Annotated in this window: 20 protein-coding genes, 4 tRNA genes and 1 pseudogene; 12 read left to right on the forward strand and 13 right to left on the reverse strand. The window is 46.8% G+C overall.

Annotated elements, in window-relative coordinates; all coding sequences use genetic code 11:
• Nucleotides 1–534: 534 nt before the first annotated feature.
• From pyrF to ribH, 3 genes and pseudogenes are all read right to left on the reverse strand, one after another.
• Nucleotides 535–1221, reverse strand: a complete 687-nt coding sequence (gene pyrF, locus Q0198_RS01220; RefSeq protein WP_314793147.1) for an orotidine-5'-phosphate decarboxylase — start codon at nucleotides 1219–1221, stop codon at nucleotides 535–537.
• Between the two features lie 650 nt (nucleotides 1222–1871).
• Nucleotides 1872–2246, reverse strand: a pseudogene (gene nusB / locus Q0198_RS01225) (transcription antitermination factor NusB); the annotation flags it as partial.
• 1 nt (nucleotide 2247) lies between these two features.
• A complete protein-coding gene (gene ribH, locus Q0198_RS01230) occupies nucleotides 2248–2718 on the reverse strand; it encodes a 6,7-dimethyl-8-ribityllumazine synthase (RefSeq protein ID WP_297894102.1) in 471 nt (156 codons plus the stop codon).
• Nucleotides 2719–3334: 616 nt separating this feature from the next.
• Here ribH and sodB point away from each other — a divergent pair.
• Nucleotides 3335–3958, forward strand: coding sequence for a superoxide dismutase [Fe] (gene sodB, locus Q0198_RS01235; protein ID WP_297894104.1), 624 nt, complete (start codon nucleotides 3335–3337; stop codon nucleotides 3956–3958).
• A 538-nt stretch (nucleotides 3959–4496) separates the two neighbouring features.
• On the opposite strand, the gene Q0198_RS01240 is transcribed toward sodB, so the two are convergent.
• From Q0198_RS01240 to serS, 5 genes are all read right to left on the reverse strand, one after another.
• On the reverse strand, nucleotides 4497–5078 hold the full coding sequence (locus Q0198_RS01240; RefSeq protein WP_297880533.1) for a LysE family translocator: 582 nt from the start codon (nucleotides 5076–5078) through the stop codon (nucleotides 4497–4499).
• A gap of 456 nt (nucleotides 5079–5534) precedes the next feature.
• The gene (locus Q0198_RS01245; RefSeq protein WP_297894106.1) at nucleotides 5535–6902 is read right to left on the reverse strand and encodes a sodium-dependent transporter; all 1368 of its coding nucleotides are present in this window, start codon (nucleotides 6900–6902) and stop codon (nucleotides 5535–5537) included.
• 9 nt (nucleotides 6903–6911) lie between these two features.
• The gene (gene rsfS, locus Q0198_RS01250; protein ID WP_297894108.1) at nucleotides 6912–8273 is read right to left on the reverse strand and encodes a ribosome silencing factor; all 1362 of its coding nucleotides are present in this window, start codon (nucleotides 8271–8273) and stop codon (nucleotides 6912–6914) included.
• Entirely contained in the window at nucleotides 8270–8500 is a 231-nt protein-coding gene (locus Q0198_RS01255; RefSeq protein WP_297894111.1) for a hypothetical protein, read from the reverse strand. Before Q0198_RS01255 ends, rsfS begins: the two co-directional genes overlap by 4 nt.
• 7 nt (nucleotides 8501–8507) lie before the next feature.
• Nucleotides 8508–9758, reverse strand: coding sequence for a serine--tRNA ligase (gene serS, locus Q0198_RS01260; RefSeq protein ID WP_297894114.1), 1251 nt, complete (start codon nucleotides 9756–9758; stop codon nucleotides 8508–8510).
• A gap of 140 nt (nucleotides 9759–9898) precedes the next feature.
• Between serS and Q0198_RS01265 the strand changes: the two genes are divergently transcribed.
• The 6 genes from Q0198_RS01265 to Q0198_RS01290 are packed head-to-tail and all read left to right on the forward strand — an operon-like array spanning nucleotide 9899 to nucleotide 14018.
• Complete coding sequence (locus tag Q0198_RS01265) at nucleotides 9899–10648, forward strand: DUF4198 domain-containing protein (RefSeq protein ID WP_297894117.1); 750 nt, start codon at nucleotides 9899–9901, stop codon at nucleotides 10646–10648.
• 12 nt (nucleotides 10649–10660) lie between these two features.
• On the forward strand, nucleotides 10661–11374 hold the full coding sequence (locus Q0198_RS01270; protein WP_297894119.1) for a hypothetical protein: 714 nt from the start codon (nucleotides 10661–10663) through the stop codon (nucleotides 11372–11374).
• Complete coding sequence (gene cbiM / locus Q0198_RS01275) at nucleotides 11364–11963, forward strand: cobalt transporter CbiM (protein ID WP_297894121.1); 600 nt, start codon at nucleotides 11364–11366, stop codon at nucleotides 11961–11963. The genes Q0198_RS01270 and cbiM overlap by 11 nt, the downstream gene beginning before the upstream one ends.
• The gene (locus Q0198_RS01280; protein ID WP_297894123.1) at nucleotides 11960–12601 is read left to right on the forward strand and encodes a hypothetical protein; all 642 of its coding nucleotides are present in this window, start codon (nucleotides 11960–11962) and stop codon (nucleotides 12599–12601) included. The genes cbiM and Q0198_RS01280 overlap by 4 nt, the downstream gene beginning before the upstream one ends.
• Nucleotides 12598–13245, forward strand: coding sequence for an energy-coupling factor transporter transmembrane component T (locus Q0198_RS01285; protein ID WP_297894124.1), 648 nt, complete (start codon nucleotides 12598–12600; stop codon nucleotides 13243–13245). Before Q0198_RS01280 ends, Q0198_RS01285 begins: the two co-directional genes overlap by 4 nt.
• Nucleotides 13242–14018, forward strand: coding sequence for an ABC transporter ATP-binding protein (locus Q0198_RS01290; protein WP_297894126.1), 777 nt, complete (start codon nucleotides 13242–13244; stop codon nucleotides 14016–14018). The genes Q0198_RS01285 and Q0198_RS01290 overlap by 4 nt, the downstream gene beginning before the upstream one ends.
• A 55-nt stretch (nucleotides 14019–14073) precedes the next feature.
• Here the strand turns inward: Q0198_RS01290 and Q0198_RS01295 are convergent.
• From Q0198_RS01295 to Q0198_RS01305, 3 genes are all read right to left on the reverse strand, one after another.
• Nucleotides 14074–14150: transfer RNA gene (locus Q0198_RS01295), tRNA-Glu, on the reverse strand.
• A gap of 128 nt (nucleotides 14151–14278) precedes the next feature.
• On the reverse strand, nucleotides 14279–14884 hold the full coding sequence (locus Q0198_RS01300) for an SPASM domain-containing protein (protein ID WP_297894128.1): 606 nt from the start codon (nucleotides 14882–14884) through the stop codon (nucleotides 14279–14281).
• Nucleotides 14885–14908: 24 nt separating this feature from the next.
• A complete protein-coding gene (locus Q0198_RS01305) occupies nucleotides 14909–15688 on the reverse strand; it encodes a radical SAM protein (RefSeq protein WP_366111769.1) in 780 nt (259 codons plus the stop codon).
• A 321-nt stretch (nucleotides 15689–16009) separates the two neighbouring features.
• On the opposite strand from Q0198_RS01305, the gene Q0198_RS01310 reads away from it, so the two are divergent.
• Nucleotides 16010–16270 (forward strand): helix-turn-helix transcriptional regulator, encoded by a 261-nt coding sequence (locus Q0198_RS01310; protein WP_297894129.1) that lies wholly within the window; start codon nucleotides 16010–16012, stop codon nucleotides 16268–16270.
• 217 nt (nucleotides 16271–16487) lie between these two features.
• Here Q0198_RS01310 and Q0198_RS01315 read toward each other — a convergent pair whose 3' ends face one another.
• Both Q0198_RS01315 and Q0198_RS01320 read right to left on the reverse strand, forming a co-directional pair.
• A complete protein-coding gene (locus tag Q0198_RS01315; RefSeq protein ID WP_297894131.1) occupies nucleotides 16488–17528 on the reverse strand; it encodes a 3-deoxy-8-phosphooctulonate synthase in 1041 nt (346 codons plus the stop codon).
• A gap of 51 nt (nucleotides 17529–17579) precedes the next feature.
• A complete protein-coding gene (locus Q0198_RS01320; protein WP_297894134.1) occupies nucleotides 17580–18167 on the reverse strand; it encodes a transglycosylase SLT domain-containing protein in 588 nt (195 codons plus the stop codon).
• Nucleotides 18168–18295: 128 nt separating this feature from the next.
• On the opposite strand from Q0198_RS01320, the gene Q0198_RS01325 reads away from it, so the two are divergent.
• The 4 genes from Q0198_RS01325 to Q0198_RS01340 all read left to right on the forward strand — a co-directional run bounded on the left by Q0198_RS01325 (nucleotide 18296) and on the right by Q0198_RS01340 (nucleotide 20060).
• A tRNA-Val gene (locus Q0198_RS01325) sits at nucleotides 18296–18371 on the forward strand.
• 60 nt (nucleotides 18372–18431) lie between these two features.
• Nucleotides 18432–18508: transfer RNA gene (locus Q0198_RS01330), tRNA-Asp, on the forward strand.
• A gap of 11 nt (nucleotides 18509–18519) precedes the next feature.
• Nucleotides 18520–18595, forward strand: a tRNA-Lys gene (locus Q0198_RS01335).
• 238 nt (nucleotides 18596–18833) lie between these two features.
• Nucleotides 18834–20060, forward strand: a complete 1227-nt coding sequence (locus Q0198_RS01340) for a tyrosine-type recombinase/integrase (protein WP_297894137.1) — start codon at nucleotides 18834–18836, stop codon at nucleotides 20058–20060.
• The last annotated feature ends 574 nt before the right edge of the window (nucleotides 20061–20634 follow it).

The following is a 20634-nucleotide window of genomic DNA, read 5'->3' on the forward strand; positions in this document are numbered from 1 at the left end:
TAGGGGATTTTTTTAAAATCGCTCGCGCCTTTACTCAAATTTTACTCCAATCTTTATTCAAATTTCGCCAGACTCGCCATTTGGACAAAATTTTAAAGCCCTTGAGAGTGCGGAATTTCAAAATTTCACTCGTGTGAGGCAAATTTTAAAATTTTATCCACGGGATGCGAAAAATCTTTAAAATTTTACCTCGCCGCCGGGCCGCCGCTGCGCTTATGCGCGCCGCTTTTTAGTGTTAAGACGCCCGCCGCTGCGCCCATTGTCGGAAATTTTATCTGCAAGCTAGCAGGGAGCTTGGGCGCGGTAAAGCTTAAACGTTTTTAATCCCAAACGGAGTAAATTTACGCTTCCGCCTTGCGCCAAATGCAAAAATCTGATACGTTTGTTTCAAACTCCAACGGATTTTGTAAAAAGACGGCAGCGGCGCTTCGACGTCATCCGAGCCGCCTTTGTGCGATGATTTAATTAAAATTTCTTTCGCGCTAAAACCATGCTTAAAATAATTTTTCACCAAATTCTACGCAGGCTCGAGCGCTAAATTTGACCCAAAATTCGCTCGCAAATTTCGCGCGGATCGGCGCTTCGATAGATCGGGCGACCGACCACGATAAAATCCGCTCCAGCCTCGCGCGCGACATCCAGATTTGCTACTCGCTTTTGATCTGCTGCACTCTCGCCAAACGGCCTTACGCCCGGGCAGAGCGTGATAAAATTTGCACTCGTGGCGTCCTTTATCAGGCGGCTCTCGAACGCCGAGCAGACCATGCCGTCAAGCCCCGCTTCGTAGCTCATCACGCCAAATTTGCGCACGGCTTCGCTTAAATTTTGCTCGTAAACCGCGCTAAATTCGGTCTCGTCAAAGCTCGTTAGCGCAGAGACTGCAAGCACTAGCGGACGCGAAGCTAGCTTGCCCAGTCGCTCCATCACCGTCGCCATCGCGCGCTTGCCGCTGCTTGCATGCACGTTTATCATATCGACGCCGAGCTTAGCGATCTCCTCGGCGGCATCAGCCATCGTGTTTGGGATGTCGTAGAGCTTTAGATCGAGGAAAATTTTAAAATTTCCAAGCTTTTTTAGCTCCTCCACAAAGCCCGCTCCGTCGCGCAAATAAGTTCGCAACCCAACTTTGAGCCAAATTTTATCCGAAAAGTCTGCAAGCTCGCCCGCTAGCTGTAAGCACTGCTGCTTTGAGCCCAGATCAAGCGCGACGCATAGCTTCACCGTTTATCCTTGCCGCGTACTGCGCCTTTGCTGCCTGCTGGTCTTTTTGAGAGAGCGCCTCTGTCGCCCGCAGATTTTTTCGGCGCAGTAGAGCTTTTGCGCCCAGCGCTACTTTTCGGCGCAGTATTTTTACCCGCAGCGCCCTTTTTCGGTGCTGTGCTTTTGCCGACTCTGAAATTTCTATCCGCGCCCTCTTTTTTCGGCGCGGCGTCTTTGCCTCGTTCGCCTGCCTTAAAATTTTTACCTCGCTCGCCCGTTTTGAAATTTTTGCCAGTTTTCTCCGTCCAGAATTTATCTCCGGTCTTGAAATTCTTCTCCGTTTTAAATTTTTTGCTCGCGGCGGATTCGGATTTTTTTGCGGACGCGCTGCGAGTTTTCAAATTAGCGGGCTTTTTAGACGGTCTGCTTCTGCTCGCCGTAGTATTTTTCGGCGTGCCGCTCCTCTTTGCTCTCGTAAAATTTTTCGTCTCGCCGTCCGCGCCTGCGGGAATGAAATTTTTCGCCGTATCGTCGCTGTCCGAAACAGCGGAGCTTTTCGCCGCAGCGGGCTTGGAATTTTCGCTTGCCGTCGATGATAGCTCAGAATTTACGCCTGCCGCCGTATTCGGCTTGGAAATTTTATCCGTCGCGATGTTTACGGGGCTATCTTTTAGCGCGTCCAGCACGCCGTTTATAAATCTTGGCGAGATGCCAAGCTCCTTGGCGGAGTTGATCGCTTCGTTGATGACGATGCCCGCATCGGTGTCCGTAAAGCGCAGTTCATACGCCCCGAGCCGCAGTATCGCGCGCTCCAGAGCCGAAATTTCGGCGAGCTTGAATTCCTTTAAATTTTCATCTATCAGCGCATCGACTGCGGCGAGATTTTCGCTAGCGCCGCGCAGAAGCGCCAGTGTCCAGTTGCGCTGCTCGTTGCGAATGCGCTTTTCTTCCAGATATTCGTCCGCGAAGTCCTCGCCGCCGCCGTTCATATCCCGGGAGTAGAGCAGCGAGATCGCAGCGAGCCTGGCTTGGTGTCTGGTGGCCATTTTACGCCTTTATGTTGCGAAATAGGCTTAGAAGCTCGATCGCGCTGCTCATCGCTTCAAAGCCCTTGTTGCCGGCCTTTGAACCTGCTCGCTCGATCGCCTGCTCGATATTATCGGTAGTCAGCACGCCGAAAGTCACGGGCGCGCCGTATTTTAGCATAGTGTTTGCGATACCCTTACTTACCTCGGCGCTTACGTAGTCAAAATGCGGTGTAGAGCCGCGGATCACCGCACCTAGGCAGACGACGGCGTCGTAGAGCTTGAAGCTTAGCGCCTTTTCAAGCGCGAGCGGGATCTCAAAAGCGCCCGGCACTAGCATCAGGCTTAAATTTTCCTCCTTGCCGCCGTGGCGCAAAAACGCATCGTGCGCCCCCTCGACTAGGCGATCGGTGATGATGTGGTTGAAGCGGGCGTTGATGATTAGGATCTTTTCGCTGCCCTTAAGAGCAAGCGAGCCTTCGATGATTTTCATGATTTTCCTTTGCGTTAAATTTAGCGCTAAGCTTAGCTAAATTCGCCAAAATTCTAAATTAATTTCAGCATCGCGACGCTTGAAATTATGAGAAATAACAGGCGCTTTGCGCGCAGAAATTTTCTCGCAGCGGAGGAATACGCCCGGCATCACGGCGCTGATCGTATCGATGGCCGTTCATAGGCTTAGCGTGAGTATGAAAATATGCAAAGCAGACTCACCTCCGAGTCCTCTTCTAGCGCGACGATCGTTTCAAGAAAGACGATAAAAAGGATGCCGATCCCGCGTATAGAACGTATGCGAGCGCCGCGCTATGTATTAAAAGCAAGCATGAATATAAAAAGTTCGCAATCGCGCAGATGACGGTAAATAGCCGCTCGTGCGTACCGGCAGCGCGCTTAAGCCCCGTAAGCCCAGCCGCACTCAAAAAGCGCTACGATGATGACAGAAGCAAAGCCTTTGGTTATTCGAAATCGCCTAAATTTTAAATTTAAAGCGCGATTGTGATGGCTTAGATTAAAATTTATCTTAAAATTAATCCTAAATAATAAATTTTATTATTCGTTTAGAAATTTTAGGCTATAATCGCTTCAAAATTCATTTCAAGGAGAGAAAGATGTTTAAACTTAGAGAGTTGCCGTTCGATGCGGCGCACAACGCGGTCGTAAGTAAAGAAACCTGTGATTATCACCACGGCAAGCATCACGCGACCTATGTGGCAAATTTGAATAAACTTACCGAATCGGGTGAGTTTGCGGGCAAGGGGCTTTACGAGATCGTAACGGCTGCTAGCGGCGGGCTTTTTAACAACGCAGCGCAGGTTTACAACCACGATTTTTACTGGGATTGCATCGCAAAGCCTAGTGAGCCGTCTGCGGAGCTAAAATCGGCGCTGGCGGAAAATTTTACGGATTTTAAAAGCGAGTTTTTGGCTGCTGCTACGGCGCATTTTGGCTCGGGCTGGGTTTGGCTCGCTTACGATCCGAAATCGGGCAAGCTTTGCATCAAAGCGACCCAAAACGCCGCCACGCCGGTGACCGAAGGGCTCGTGCCGCTTCTAGTCGTGGACGTTTGGGAGCACGCGTATTACATCGACGAGTACAACGCGCGTCCGAAATATTTGGAGAAATTCTACGCAGGCATCAACTGGGAGTTCGTCTCAAGCGCCTACGAATGGGCTAAAAAAGAGGGTCTCGGCTCGGTGAAATTTTATATCGACGAGCTTCACGGCAGAGATTAAATTTTAAAATTTAAGCGCACGCGACGATACAAAAATCTGGGTCCGTCGCGCTTCGCTTGCGTAAATTTTAAATTGCGCGTGCACGCCACAAACGGAAGCGGTGCTACCCGCAGATCCAAAATTCATTTAAACGCATAATCCGAGTAGAGCGGATACGGCTCGCGCAGTACACAAAGCTGAAATCTCTTAAGCGCCCGTAGGTTCGCTGTGGATTGGCTGCAGACACGGCGCGAATAGGACAGCACTCACTATTTGTAGCACCGAAATCGCTTAAACGTGCCGCATGTTCGCCATGGACGCAGATTTGCTGCAGAGGACGTGAACGCCGCCCGCAAATCACTTAGACGCACCGTAGGCAACCCTGGACGATAACCGCTGCGTCGTTTAGCGTACGCGGTTGATCGCTTAAAATTTTAGTTCAAAGCTAGCGGCTAAATTTCGGGATTTTTCTCGGAATTTGGCCGAAGCAATATTTCTTTTCAATCTATCTTTAAATTTAAAAATTCATCAAAGCTCGGGCGCCAAGTCCAATCAAAATTTAACCCAAAATCATCCACAGCCCGATCGCACACATCAGCACCGAGCAGAAAATTTCGAGGTATTTCAGATGGGTTTTCAGCAGATTTTTTAGCACCGCTCCGCCCAGCGTGTAGATGCTAAGACAGATGCTTTCGCTGGCGCACAAGATCGCCACGAGAGCGAAAGTGCGCGCGCCGAAAAGATTGTCCGCGTCCAAAAATGGCGGAAAGAGTGCGGTAAAAAATATCCATGCCTTGGGGTTTGAGACCGCGACTACGAGGCCTTGGAAGAAGATATTTTCGCTGCGCTTCTGTTTTTGCAGCTTGAAATTTCCGCGCGCTAAAAAGGTCGTGACGCCAAGATAGAAGATATACGCGCCGCCTAAAATTTTAATTGCGCTAAGCGCCGCAGGGTGCGCAAGCAGAATGCCCGCGACGCCGAATATGCACGCAAGCGCCACGGCTGCGACGCCCAGCACCTGCGCTAGCAACGCAGGCAGCGCCCTAAGATAGCCGCGCGCGATGCCGAGATTTAGCGCGTAGGTCATGTTGATGCCCGGCATCAGCGATATCGGAAAGATCGTAAGGAAAAATAGAAGCATTGCAAACCCCTAAATTGCGGCTAAATTTTAAATTTATCGCGAGCCTGTCGCGGAAATTTTAAGGCGCGGCGGCGAATGAAATTTTAAAATTCCGCCGCGTCTTTTTGCGATTATCATCACGCTTGCACGGCACGTGCAGATAAAATTTTAAAATTCTGACGCCCGCTTCGCTAGACGCGTCCAAGCTTTTTACGGGGCGGGAAGGGGGCCTCGGTTGCGAGGTCGCTCCCCTTCCCGCCCCAAACCCCACCTAACTCCCGACGACGCTTTACAAGGGGCAGGCTACGCCTGCGCTGAATTTATATTATAACTGCGGTGCGGTGTCTCGCACCTAGTCGCAAGACCGCCGTGCCGCAAGTTTCAATACAATGTGCCGCAGTGTGTGTAACAGATCGAATGAAATTTTAAAATTCCGCCGTGGGCAAATTTAAATTTAAAACTCTCGCGGCTTTAAATTTAGCCGAAAATCCCGTATCCGAAGATCACCGCGATGATAAGCGGCAAGATAAATTTGACGTACAAAAACCAAACTCCCGCGAGCCTTGCGCTCAAATCGCCTTCGTTAGTAAGCTCGTAGATCGCGTCCTTTTTCAGCACCCAGCCCACGTAGATGCAGCACAGCAGCGCCGTTAGCACGAAAAAGACGTTCGCGCTTACGAAGTCGAAGGCGTCAAAAACCGAGCGCCCTAGAATTTTAATGTCCGCAAGCACGCTGCTTGAGAGTATGCAGGGTAGGTTGCCGAGCACGAAGACGCCGCCGAGCGTTAAATTTACCGCCTTTAGCGTTGAAAAGCCGAAGCGCTCCTCGACGAAATTTATAATGACCTGATAGATCGTTATCGACGTCGTAAGCGCGGCGATGAGCAAAATCGAGAGAAAGACCACCGCGACGGCGTTGCCGAACGGCATGTGCGAAAACGCGATCGGCAAGCTCTTAAAAACTAACGACGAGCCGCTGCTCGGCTCAAGCCCCGCGCTAAAGAGCGACGGGAAGATCATAAAGCCCGCAAGCACGGCGATGAGGGTGTTTACGACTGCGGTGATGGTGGCCGTTTGCATCAGCTTCTCGTCTTTGTTTAAAAAGCTCGATAGCGTGATCATGACGCCGAATCCGAGCGAGAGCGCGAAAAAGACCTGTCCCAAAACGTCGATCAAAAGCTTGGGCGTAATCTTTGCAAAATCGACGCCGAGATAAAATTTCACGCCTTCCTTTGCTCCTTCCAGCGTTAAATTCGTAAGGATCACCGCGATGAAGCACAAAAATAGCGCTGGCATTAGAAATTTTACGAATTTTTCGATCCCCTCGATGATGCCGTTTTTCAAAATGTACCAGTTGATCGCTATGAAAACGATCGTGTAAGCTCCGACACCGAGCGGACTATTTTCGATGTGATCTGCGTAGAATTTCTGCGTAAATGCGGGGTCTGTGATCCGCGCAGAGAGGTCGAAGTTGCCGCTTACGATGTTTACGATATAGGTTAGCACCCAGCCTCCGAGAACCATATAGTAGGCTAAAATTCCAAACGCGCCGATTACGCCCATGATGCCTACGATTTTCCATGCCGGCTTTATGCGCGAGCCGTCCTTTTTAGGCGCCGTGAAGGCATCGACGCAGTTTCTTAGCGCACGGCGTCCGATGACGTTTTCTACCAAGATCATCGGGATGCCAAGCACGATCATCGCGATGCAAAATATGAGCACATAGGCGCCACCACCATTTTCGCCGACTAAATACGGAAACCGCCACGTGCAGCCAAAGCCGATCGTGGCGCCTGCGACGGTTAAGATATATGTGAGCTTGCTGCTCCAGGTCTGTCTCGGCACGCTCCCTCCTTAAAATTGCTCTTTTTTGAGCTTGTCGAGGAAGTCCTCGATATTGTATTTGGCGCGGTAAGTCTCGCTGATGAGATGGACTATGATGTCGCCGAGATCGACGACGCTCCACTCATCGCCGCTTTCGATAGCCAAAAACTCCTCGCCGAGCGGCTTGAGCACGCTTTTTAGCTCCTCGATGAGTGAGGCTGCGTGGCGGGCGGTCAGCATAGTGGCGATAACTACGAATTTCGCGATGTATTCGCGCCCCTCCATATCGATGATCTGGACGTCTTCGGCTTTCTTTTCGTTTAAAATTTCGGCGATCCGCTCCGCCCTTTGCTTTGGATCTTGCATATCTTTCCTTTTATAAAATTTTATGACCTCTGCTGCGATCTTGGGCGGGATTTCGCCTTTGAAATCTCGCCTAAAACCGCTTGAGCTTGCATCTACGGTAATCTCGATCCGCCTTAGGCTCGCCCATTGCCGCGGGATCTCATAACCGGGCCTCGTAAGCACCGCAAACTCCGCTAATTTCTGCAGCTCGCTAAAGTCGCGCCATTTATGAAGCTCTGCTAGGTTGTCGGCACCCACGACGATGTAGAGCTTTGGTGCGGTGTCTGCGCCGCTCGCATCGCTTGCGTAATCCGCGTAATTTGAACCGTTTACGTCGCCGCTTATAATTTTACCTGCGCCTGGAATTTTGCTCGCAATGGCATTTGAAATTTCGCTTGAGGTAGCGCTTGGAATTTCGCCTACATTTGAAATTTCGTTCCGCTCAGTATTCGGAATTTTGCTCGCGCTCGAAATTTTATTCTCTACAAAGTTTGAAACCTCGCTCATGACGGCACCGGACATTCTGCTTGCGGCGACATTTGAAACTTCGTCCGCATTTGAAATTTTATCTACGCTTCGTATTTTGCTAACATCTCCTGCACTGCCCGCCTCATTCGTGTCGTCGTGAGGAATTTTATCTACCTTACTTTGCGAAATTCCGCCCGTTTCGCTTTCGTTGCCGACCGAAATTTGATCCGCCGTGCCGTTTTGTAGAATTACATCAGTTTCAGCTGCCGCCTCCGCCGCGATTTTGCCGTTTCCGCCGTATTTTTCGAGCAGAAATTTCACGCTTTGTATCGTAGGTACCGGCACGTTTTGCGAAATTTCATAATCGCTCACCTCTACGCTTGGGGCGCCGCTCCACAGCGCGCGGCACCATCTAAGCCGCAGCTGCGGAGGCGCCGAAAAGCTCTTTTTAAACGGGTTTAGAAACGACGGCATTATGACCAGCAAATCGGGCTTTAGGGCGGATAAGATCGCCCCTACCGCGGCGTCGTGTCCTGCGTGCGGCGGATCGAAACTGCCGCCGAAAAGCGCGATTTTCACGCATCCGCTCCGCGCTGTTTCGCACCATCCGCCGCAAATTTTGCGCGGCACAATCTTGCTTTATGAAATTTTACGCTGCAAAATTTCGCTTCGTCAAATTTTGTTGCAAAAAATCCTGCGTTTTGCAGCACGAAAAATTTAACGCCGCGCTTTCTAAATTTTTCCGCGCAAAATCCCGCAGCTGCGAATCGGGCGTTAGAATTTGGGTTTTTGTAAGGCTTTCGCACGGGCCGCCTACATATATTTTTCTAAAACGCGCGGAATTTCGATGCTGCCGTCTTTGCGCTGGTAGTTTTCCATTACCGCGATTAGCGTGCGGCCGACCGCGAGCGAGGAGCCGTTTAGCGTATGAACGAGGCTGTTTTTCTTGCCGTCTTTGAAGCGGATCTTGGCTCTGCGCGCCTGAAAATCGCGGCAGTTGCTGATCGAGCTGATCTCTCTGTATTGGTTCTGCCCCGGCAGCCAAACCTCCAAATCCACGGTCTTTGCGGCGCTAAAGCCAAGATCGCCGCTGCAAAGCAGCATGTGTCTGTGCGGAAGGCCGAGGCTAGCTAGCAGATCGCTCGCGCACGAAATCATCTCCTCAAGCATCTTTGCGCTATCCTCTGGGCGCGTGATGGCGACGAGCTCGACCTTTTCGAACTGGTGCTGGCGGATCATGCCGCGCGTATCGCGCCCCGCCGAACCCGCTTCCTTGCGAAAGCAGTGGCTGTAGCTGGTGAGCTTGATCGGCAGCTCCTCACTGCGTAGAATTTCGTCGTTAAAGAGATTTGTTGCCGTAACCTCGCTCGTAGGGATGAGGTAGAGGTTTTGCTCCTCCTCGTCGACGCGGTAGAGGTCATCTTTAAATTTAGGCAGCTGACCCGTGCCGTAGAGGATCTGATCGCGTACCAAAAACGGCATATTTACGAGCTCGAAGCCGCGCGAGCTATTAAATTCGATCATGTAGTTGATGAGAGCCATATTCAGCTTCGCGCCAAGACCTCGGATCGCGGTGAAGCGGCTGCCGCTGAGTTTAACGCCGCGCTCGAAATCAAGCCATCCCAGCGCCTCGCCGAGCTCGAAGTGCTGCTTGGGCGCGAAGTCGAATGCGCGCGGCTGCAGCACCTTTTTGATACAGACGTTTTCGTTCTCGTCCGCGCCGATCGGCACGTCGTCGTCGATGATATTCGGCACGCACGCGGCGATCGCTTCTAAGCTTTGTTCGCGCTCATTTACGAGCTCGCTTAGGCTCTGGATCTTTTGCTTGTTTTCCTCAAGTTGCGATTTTAGCGCGCCTACGTCCCTGCCTTCGCGCGCGGCGAGACCTAACTCCTTGCTCTTTGCATTTTGCACGGCCTGAAGATTCTCTAGCTCCGTCTTTTTGGATTTTAGCTCGTTGTAGGCATCCAGTAGCGATTGCAGAGTTTGCGGCGGGACTTTTTTGGCGATGAGTTTTTTATTAAATTCATCGAAATTCGTCTCGATAAGTTTTAAATTTATCATTTTCTGCCTCTTTTTGGTAATTTAAATTGCGACATTTTAACTAAAGTTTGCTTTAAATACTCAAAATAAACCCACATTTAAGCAATACGGATGAAAAAAAGTGATACAATTCCGTAATATTTTATTATGAAAGGTATTACATGAAGGCAAAATTTGCTTTTTTAGGAATCATCGCGGCTAGCCTTGCGTTCGCACATTTCGGCGTTCTTACGACGGATAAAAATGTCGTAGAGGATCAAAAAGACGCTATCGTGAAGCTAAATTTGGAATTCTCTCATCCGTTTTTACAGGAATCTATGAATCTACAAAAGCCCGCAGAATTCGGCGTTTTTATTGACGGCGAGAAAAAATCGCTCCTAGGCGGTCTAAAAGAGCAAAAAAAAGGCGAAAATTCCTATTTCGCGGCGGAATTTAAAGCTGACAAGCCATCGCTTTTAGCGTTTTATTTTGATCCGAGACCCTATGCCGAGCCGGCTGAACAGAAGATGATCCGCCATATCACCAAAACCTACGTCGATGCTTACGACGCGGGCGAAGGCTGGGATAAGCCGCTCGGGCTAGAGGCGGAGATCGTGCCGCTAGTGCGGCCTTATGCGCTGTATGCGGGCGAGATATTTAGCGGAGTTTTTTTATTGCACGGAAGGCCCGTCCCAGGCGCGGACGTGGAGATCGAGCTATATAACGATAAGGGCTACAAAGCCCCTAGCGAGGCGCATGTCACGCAGGTCGTTAAAACCAACGGCGCGGGCGAATTTAGCTTCGTGATGCCGGTTGCCGGCTGGTGGGGCTTCGCGGCTCTTAGCGAGGAGAAAGCCGCCAAAGGAAGCGAGCAGCCCGTAAATGAGCTGGGCGCCGTGCTTTGGATCAAGGCGGACGAGCTGAAAAAATAAAGGAGCGGCTCGGTGAGATCTCTTTTTTCGGGCGAAATTTGCGCGGCTGCGGATAAATTTAAATTTACGCTTGAGCAGGGCTTTGAAATTTTATTTTCGTACGTTTTGCTTGGCGATGTAAAATTTCCAGCGAATTCTGCGGCTAAAATTTTAAATGTCAAAATTCCGCCGAGCAAAATTTTAAGAAACGGAGCTCTGCTGCGTGGAATTTTGCTTGGTAGAAATCCGCGCTTAGGAGCTTCGAGCCGCAAAATTTCATATCCATGGATTTATGAGCTTAAAATACCAGCACGTAAAATTTCGTTTTTTGAAATTTTACAAAGTTTGCCTCTTAAAATTCTGCAAGCTCTGCCTTGTCGCGCGAACGCCGCACCAAGATCGCTCAGGGCTTTAAATTTTGCGTCGAAAAATCCGCTCGCCGCTCCTGCAAATGTAGCAAGCGAAAATTCTTGCGCCATGCAAGCTGTAAAATTTATCAAATTTACTGGTTTCGCAAGCAGTTTTGAGGCCGCTCCGAGTCTTACGCTGACAGCCGCCGCAAATAGGACGCAAGCTGCGAGTTTTACAGCCGCAAATTTTGCCGCGACTAAAGCCGTAAAAGCAAGGCCTGTAGTAATCAAAGCGGTTATCGCAAAGGTCGCAAATGCCTTAAATTTAACTAGCTCCCGCGTTTTTGCGCGTCTAAAAAACGGGAGCGATTTAAAGGAGGCGAGCCGTGCACATTAGCGAAGGAGTTTTGAGCGCGCCCGTGCTGCTAGCTGGCTGGGCGGTTACGGCGCCTGCCGTGGCGGTGATTTTATGGCGCGTAAGGCAGTCTGAAATCCCTAGGATCGCATGTTTTAGCGCGCTATTTTTCGTCGCCTCTTTTGTGCACCTGCCTGTGGGCGTCAGCTCCATGCACCTGATGCTAAGCGGGCTCGTGGGCGCGTTTTTGGGCTCGCGCGCGATCTTGGCGATTTTCGTCGCGCTGTTTTTGCAAGGGGTGTTTTTCGGCTTCGGAGGGCTTAGCGTGCTCGGCGTAAATACCGCAGTTATCGGCTTTCCGGCGGTTTTGGGCGGGCTCTTTGCCGCCGCCGCAAAAGCGCAAGAGCTAAAAGTGCGCACGCAAAAAATTTATCTATTTTTGGCGGGCTTCGTGCCGATCGTCTGCTCGATGCTGCTTCTTGATCTCGTGCTTTTCATCAGCGGACGGGAGTTTTTTGCTATCGCGACGCTTATCTCGCTCGAAGGCGCAATTCTAGCTGTTTTGGAAGGGATCATCACTCTTTTTGCGCTTAGCTTTATTGCGAAATTTTACGGCGGACAGAGGCAATGAGAGCGCTATTTTTCTTAACGGTTTTGGCATCTTTTGCATTTTCGCACGCGCTTCATCTTTTCGCGACGCAAGAGGGCGATAGGGTAGCGATTTATAGCTATTTTTATAAAAATTCTCCCTGCATGGAGTGCGAAGTTTTAATCAGTGCGGACGGGCGCGAAATTTTGCGCACTAAGACCGATAAAGAGGGACTTGCGAGCATACGCATACCAGCTAAAAATTTTACTATTCAAATTTACGGAGGTGCAGGGCATGGTGCGCAGATGGAATTTAACGCCGAGGACTTTGCGCTGCAGAATTCCGGTGATCCTGAAAATTCCACGCCGCAAAATTCTGACGTTTCTGAAAATCCTGTGCCGCAAAATTTGAACGCCGCTAAAAATTCCGCGTCCGAAGGCAGCGCGCCCGAAAATATTGCGCCGAAAGGCAGTGTGTCTAAAGATAAAATTTCAAGCACTTCCGAGCCTTTGCAAAATTCCGCCTCGCGAAGCATTTCGCCAAAAGAAAGCCCTAAGAGCGATATTAGGAGCATGGCGTTTCAAAGCCAGTCCGCCGAGGCGCCTAAAATCGCGCTTTGTTTGGTCTTGATTTTCGGCTTTTTCGGCTTAATGTGGCTAGCGAAAAGAGCGCGCAAATGAGCCCCGCCGTATCGCTGCTCGCGTTTTTTATCTTCAGCTTCGGCGTCGGACTTAGCGGGCAGCTTTACGCGGCGTTTTTTGCCCCACCGATGCTTCTTTTTGCGCTTAAAATTTCGATTGCGCGTGCGGTCTGCACAAGGCTTGCGGTATTAAATATCTTTGCTATTTTAAGTGCATTAAGCCCCGCCATAGTCGGCAACTACGAGCTTGCAGGCGTGATATTTTTGCGCGCGAATTTGATAATGGCGTTTGCGATTTTGCTATTTTACGGCAAGGATGAATATTTTTTCGCGCGCGGATTTTACGGGCTAGGATTCGGCGAAAAGCTAAGCTCTTTGGTGTATTGCTGCGGGCGATTCGTAAATTTTTTACGCTCGGATCTGGCGAGGCTGCAAGCACTTTTGCGCATGCGCGGATTTGTAGGGACGAGCGGAATTTTTACCTATAAAATTTATGCAAATTTAGTTGGAATTTTAGCGATTTCGGCGCTTGAGCAGGCGAGAAATTTAAGCCTGGTGATGAGCGCGCGAGGGTTTTGCGGTAGGCTATTTTACGAACGTCGCGAGGCTTTAAGCGTCTCGGAAGCCTCGTTTTTGGCATTCGTGCTGGCGTGCGTATCTGTTAAAATCGGAGCTATCTTATGAGCTGCTCGCTTAAGGCGCTGGGTTTAAGCGCTAAAAACGGCGAGCGAGAAATTTTTCGCGGCGTAAATTTGAGCGTAGGGCATAAGGAAAAAATGGCGATCTTGGGTGCAAATGGGCAGGGCAAGACGAGCCTGCTTCAAATTTTAGGCGGCCTAAGGCAATGGGGCGAGGGTGAGATCGAGCTTTTCGGCGAGAAGCTTGAGTGTGTAGAGGATTTTGCAAAATTTCGCCACGAGATCGGGTTTTTATTTCAAAACAGCGACGATCAATTTTTGTGCGCGAGCGTGTTTGAGGACGTCGCATTTAGCCTGCGTGCACAAAATGAGCGGCTAAAACAAGCACGAAATGCGGAGAAAAGGCGTGGAATTTTTTCTAAATTTTTTGGTCGTAAGGCGCAAATTTTAAGGCAGGGCAGCGAAAACGATCATCTAAAAAAGCTTGAAATTTTAAGTGAAGAGCAGATCGAGCGTAAGGTGCTTGAAACGCTGCGGCGCTTGGGAATCGAGCATCTACGCGAGCGGGTGCCCTTTCATCTAAGCGGCGGCGAGAAAAAGCTGGTGGCGCTTGCGGGCGCGCTGGTGTGCGAGCCTAGGATACTACTGCTGGACGAGCCTACGACGGCGCTTGATGAGGCGATGCAGGAGCGTGTGGCGGGGATTTTGGCGGAGCTTGACGTAAGCGAGATCATCGTTTCGCACGATAAAAGCTTCATCGATAAAATCGCAGATAAAATCTATTATTTGAAATCGGACGGCTTGTATGAAAGTCCATGATAAAATCATAGATAAATTTATCGTTTAAAATCAAGAGGCTTGTATAAGTCCATAATGGCGACCCTTGCGGGATTTGAACCACGCGTTTTCGCACTGAGAATGCAACGTCCTGAGCCACTAGACGAAAAGGTCAAGAAGTCGCATTATATCGATAAAAACAAAATTTTAGATAAAATGCCTAAATTGGCTATAAGCTCTTGAAGGTTATCAATAACGCCATAATGCTAAAATTATACAAAATATTCACGATTTGTAAAACGCTATTTCGTTAACTTCTCAACTTCACATTTTTCATAAATTTCGCTATTTTCGCCTTTTGTTACGATCCTATGCAGGTCGGAGATCAGAAATTTTAAACTCTCTTTTGCGTGAATACAAAATCTCCTATCCAAAGAATCAATCGTATTGCCTGCTTTTTCGTTTGCTGCACTTATCGGACAGCCGCCGCCACAAATGCCAAGAGCTTCACATTCTTGACATTCATTCTTTTCGGGCGGCGAGAGATGGCGAAATCTTTGCCAAATTTCATTGGTCGTCGGATTAAAATTTTCATCCAAAACATTTGTTACAAAATATTTCCTCTCATACAAACAGCCTTGGCAAATTCCCACATTTCCGTTTGCCGCAATTACAATCTGTCCGCCGCTTGTAGCTGCACAATCCGAAAAATAAACGCTTGATTTTGCAAAGGATTTTACCTTTCTCATCATTCTATCTTCATAAATTCCAAGTTTGCGTAGTTCTTTAAACATTTCGATTAAAAACTCACTCGTTTTTTGATAATGTAAATCTGAGATATTCTTGTCCGACATTAAAATATTAAAACCAAAGCCTTTTATATTGTATTTTTTGACAAGCTCAAGCATATCTTTTTTATTTTTGATACTATCTTACGTAAGCGTTACGGAAAGCGAAACCGGAACCCCAAGTGACTTTGCCAAATCAAGCTTTTGTATAATTTTTTCAAATACAAAATTTCCGCCGATATCCACGCGCATTTTATTTGTTTCGTTATTACAACCATCTATCGAAATACCGATATTTACGCCAAGTTCATTTAGCTTTAAAAGCCTTTGTTTGTTTAATAAGAGCCCGTTTGTAATCAAATCGAATTCAACTTTTTCTAAAACTTTACAGCTCTTTTTAAGCTCGTTAATTTTATTTACTATAAAAACAAGTGTCTTAAAATTTAAAAGTAGTTCGCCGCCGTAAAATAAAATGGTAGGCTTGGAATTTTCATCGAAATTTGCACTTTCGAGTTGTTTTATGAAAAATAAAATTCCATCCATTGCCGTTTGCTTACTCATATTTTCTTTTTTGAAACGCTTTCTCTTTTTTTGATTATTGTTGCCTAAAAAGCAATATTTACAAGCCAGATTGCATTGTTCGCTTAAAATAAAATAGCATACGTTTATTTGCGGCTGAGGAATAACCGATTTTACAAAATTCAAAATTTTTTCGTCATCGCCCTCTTTGACTAAAATTTTATACTTTATCAATTCGTCGATTTCGCATTTTAAATCTTGTGATAATTTCACATTTTTGTCAACGGTCTCTTTTATTTTCTTAAATTTGTTATCGCTTAAATAGATCGGCTTCATCCTTAAAGAGTTATATAGTGCTACATCATTACCTACATGAAAGGCGAAGCCATATTTTGAAAAAATCATAAAAATTCTTGAAATAGTATCGGCGGAGTTCGGTTCGCCGATAAATTTTTAGCATATTTCCCATGCAATTTCGTCGTTTTCACTTCTGCGACCGCGGCACGAGCATACGCACATGCCACAACTGCATGAGCAAAAGCAAGCGCAAGTTCGGCCTGCGACAACTTCATCAATTTTGCCGAATAGCTTTTCATATTGATTTATAGTGGCGCTCATTTCTTCTCCTTTCTCTAGAAATTTACTAATTACTTATCCTATAGGATATAGATTTGCGGATTCTATCCAAATAAAGTTTAATTTTTACTTTACCTATAGGATAAAAAAATGAGTGAAAATTTAGCTTTTTTTGACGGCGACGAGATACGAAATTTTTATCTGCAAATCTCCTCCAACGTCCGTAAACTACGCGAAAGCAAGGGTATGAGCCAGCTAGATATGGCGCTAAGTATGGATATAAAGTCGGTCGCATTTTACTCAAACTGCGAGAGCTGCCGCTACGACAAACACTTCAATCTTGAGCATATCTATAAAATTTCAAAAATTTTAGGCGTCGAGGTGGGCGAAATTTTTAAATTTGAGGTTTAAAAATTTATAAACTTGAAAGTTTGAATTCTTTGACAAAACAGATAATGATCAAGCGCCACGATAAGTTATCAATTTATGCTTAGATGTTTTTACATTTTTAGGTGCGAACCATGCGTGTATTATAAAAATTTTAACCCCCGTCCGGCGAGCGTTAAAATTTCAAACTGCCTTTCAATAGGCATCAAGAAAAAGCAGGTTTTGCCAATATATTAAAATTTTAAAATCCGAGCGCTTTTTGAATTGCGAGCGTCTGCGCTACGATACGCTCGAGCTGCTGTAAATTTAGCATATTCGGCCCGTCTGAAAGCGCATGAGCGGGATCTGGGTGCGTCTCGTAAAAAAATCCGTCCACGCCCACAGCCGCCGCCGCTCGCGCGAGATACGGCACGAAGCGCGAGTCGCCGCCGCTCGTAGCGCCGATACTAGGCATCTGCACGCTGTGCGTCGCGTCGAAAATGACCGGCGCAAACTCGCGCATAATCGGCAGCGAGCGCATATCGACGATCAAATTTCCATAGCCGAAGGTGCTGCCGCGCTCGGTGAGCCAAACGCCGTAGCGGCGCGCCAGATCGTGCATACCTTCGCCGCTTGGCTGCGGCGCGCTTTGAGCAGAATTCGCGGCACTCGAAGCATCGCAAGCATGGGCGGAATTTTGCGCGTCCGATCGTGCGCCACAAGAATTTTGCGCGCCTAGCGCGGAAGAGCCGTCATTCGCACCGCTTCGAGCGCCGCTTTGCACGCCGCAAATTTCGGCATCGTCGGAGCAGGCGCTGTTTTGAGCGGCGTTTGTATCGCCAGATGCCGCGGTGCTTTGCGGGGTATAAGCCCGTGCGCTGCGAGTTTGCAGCACCTTTTCGACGCTGTGTTTCATCGCCTGCGGCGATAAAAACTGACCTTTTTTGATGTTTACTACCGCTTGCGTGCTTGCTGCGGCGACGAGCAGGTCGGTTTGGCGGCACAAAAACGCGGGTATTTGCAGTACGTCGGCGACGCGTGCGGCGGGCTCCGCCTGGTAGCTCTCGTGGATGTCGGTTAAAATTTTATAACCGAACTTTTCCTTTACCTCGGCTAAAATTTCGCAGCCGCGCTGCAATCCTGGGCCGCGGAAGCTTGAGATGCTGGTGCGGTTAGCTTTATCGAAGCTGCTTTTAAAGTAAAATTCCACCCCGCTCATTTCGTTAAATTTGCGCAAACTTTCCGCGACTTTCATTATCAGCTCGCGGCTTTCGATCACGCAGGGTCCTGCGATCAGTATCATGAGATATCCTTTTTTAAAATTTGCGCGATTTTAGCGAAATTTTACTAACTCTTAATAGGGCTTGCCGAAAAATTTCTCGTAATGTTCGTAAAAGCGCTTGTAGTAGGGGTTTGAGTAGCGTTTGCGCATGCCGTAGTTGTAGCACTCGATCGTGTCTTTGATATTTTTGTCTTTGGCGTTCCAACATTTGCGTAGGATTTTAGCGCATTTTGTGAGGTTGTACATCGGATTAAATATATAATCGATCTCGTTTTGGCTGAAATTTACGGCGTTTAGCTGCCCGAGTCCCACGTCGATGCTAAAGCCGTCCTCGTACAGATACTTGGCGATCTGCACGGCGTAAATTTCGTTCGCCGGTATGATCGTAACGACCCATTTGCTGGAATTTAGGCTATAGTTGCTCGTCTTGATGCGGATATTTTGATTGCGCAGGCTCGCGAAATAATCGGCGTTTGCTTTGTTTGTCAAAAAGGAGATCGTGTAGGGCTCGAAGTCACTTTCGATTTTGACGATAGTGTATAAAATTTCAGGCTTTACCCCTTCGTTTTGCGCAACGGCGGCGATGGCATTTACGATCTCGTTCGGCGAGTAAGCGGGGGCTTGAAGCGCTAAAAACAGGGCGAAAACCAACTTTTTCATCTAAATTTACCGAGCCTTTGATAAAATTTTATGTCGCAAGTATAGCACAATTTCAGTCTTTTCATCATTGTTTAAGTGAAAATTAATCGTATTGGATATATAATCACATTTCTTTTTTAAACCCAAACGGTCGCTTAGCTCAGCTGGTAGAGCGCCACCCTTACAAGGTGGATGTCGCAGGTTCGATCCCTACAGCGACCACCATTTTGAAATCCTTGGATTTCATACTTCTTTAGCACTTGCGTTGCGAGTGTGATTTTTGGTGCGACGGTAGTTCAGCTGGTTAGAATGCCGCCCTGTCACGGCGGAGGTCGTGGGTTCGAGCCCCATTCGTCGCGCCACTTCTTACGATGTCTTGCTAGCTCAGTAGGTAGAGCATCTCACTTTTAATGAGGGGGTCGTTGGTTCGAATCCAACGCAGGACACCATCTATCAAATTTCCCCCCTAATTTTAGTTTTTTGATTTTTTTAAAAGCCCTGTTTTACGGCTTTTTCAAATTTTTTCAAAAAAATTTCAAATGCTAAAAACGCTAGATTATACAGGCGGTTTAAGAGAAACTACTATATATTAAAAAATGTATAGTAGCTCTTAAGCTTGCTAAGCTCTTTGGAAACTTTTATAATTTGTCCTATGAAACTATATTAAATTTTAAAGGATAAGCAGTTATGAAGGTTTTTTCTAAAATTAAAGACGATCCGTCTTTTAAAACGGACCCCGATAAAGTGATCAGAAATTTCTCCCTGCCTCATCGCAAAAATACTATGGTGGAAATGATAGATGAGCATATAGCAGTTAGATTTTACCGCTCATTTAATAAAAAGGGAGAGCAAACAATCCATAGGCACTATCACTATTGCATAGGCGGCAAGCTGATTAAGTCTTTAGGTAATGCAGATGAGATAAGTCTTAATGCAGCCAAAGAAGCGCTTAAAGGTTTAATAGTAGACGGTTCTACTAAGCTAGCCACCCCAAAGAGTACTCTGGCAAGCGTTTATCGGCAATTTTGCAGACATAACGGCAATGTTGCATTAGCAACCTCTAAAAGACGAGATATGAGCTTTAAAGCTTTAAAGGATATTTGCGACAAAGATATAAACAAGATAAGCAAAAAGGATATTATGCCGATACTGGATTATTATTACGATAATGAAAAATACGCTTCCTTAGAAATTTTATTCAAACTCATTAAAAGGCTATTTCGATATGCTCGCATAAGGGATATTTCTAAAAATCCATTATTTGCAGAAGAGGTGTTTAAGGACTTTTATAATATACCTCGCCATAGCGAATACCCTTATATAAAAGATGACTTGAATTTAACCGTACTTATTAAATTTATCATGAACTATCCTCATCAAATAGGCGTTAAAAACGCTTTGATCTTTGGACTGCTTACCGGGCTAAGAAGCTCAAACGTAAGAAATTTAACCCATGAGCATTTAAAAGTGGGTGATGATGGAGAATACTACTTACTATTTCCACAAGATGAGAATAAGGTAAAAAGCAATGGAGATGAACATCTAGGGCTTCCTAGAGAAGTAGGGCAATGGCTGCAAAGGTTACACGCTCATAATAGCAGCTGCTTGCTATGCTTTGCTAATACGCAAGGCGAAGTATTAAGCGATATGACTTTAGTTAAAGCACTTAAAACCTATGCTCCCGTAATAGCTAAGAATAGACTGGTCTTTCACTCTTTTAGAAAGATACTAGAAACCTTCGCTTATGAAAAAATCCATGAGAACAAGCTGGATCCTTATAGCATTGAACGTACCCTTTTTCATGCACAAAGAGAGATACAAAAGATTTATAACAAAGCTACGAATGTTGAGAATACTCGTAGGGTTCTAACATGGTGGCTAGGTTATTTAAAGGGGTTGGGGTTTAAATTTTAAGGGGAGAGATGGGTTGAAGAATAGCTTCTTTGAAGGTTTGCGCAGTTGTTGATTGAACAGAATACATCCGACAAGCTTAAGAAAGTAATATATACGGCAAATACCATGGATATAGCAAAGCTCTTGCCGTAAACGGACAAATACTATAAACATACAGAGGATTTTCTAATATAGCTAAGTCTCTAGAAAATAACCGGGACGAGCTTACTACGTATTTCAGATATACTAAAGCTATTAGTAAGCCCATTTAATCTGTTAATTCCATAAATCCATGAGTTTCATATATATAGGCAGCTTAAATCTCTCAACCAAATCAGCTTTTTATCGATTGCAGGGATATTTCTCTTTTTGCTAAGTGCCGTTTAAATATGCTTTTTATAACTTTTAGGTCAAACCTACGTTAGAAAATCCATTATTCATCGCGCTTAAATATGCTTTTTATAACTTTTAGGAGCATTCTTTTGCTAAAGCAGATCCTTATTGCAGATAGCAAATTTTGGGGATATTCTTATGTAGCTTTGCTTTTAAAAGGCATTTAAGAAAGCATCTATCTAGCCATCCACTCTTTTAATCA

Origin of the sequence: uncultured Campylobacter sp. (assembly GCF_938045205.1) — a bacterium.
Lineage (GTDB): Bacteria > Campylobacterota > Campylobacteria > Campylobacterales > Campylobacteraceae > Campylobacter_B.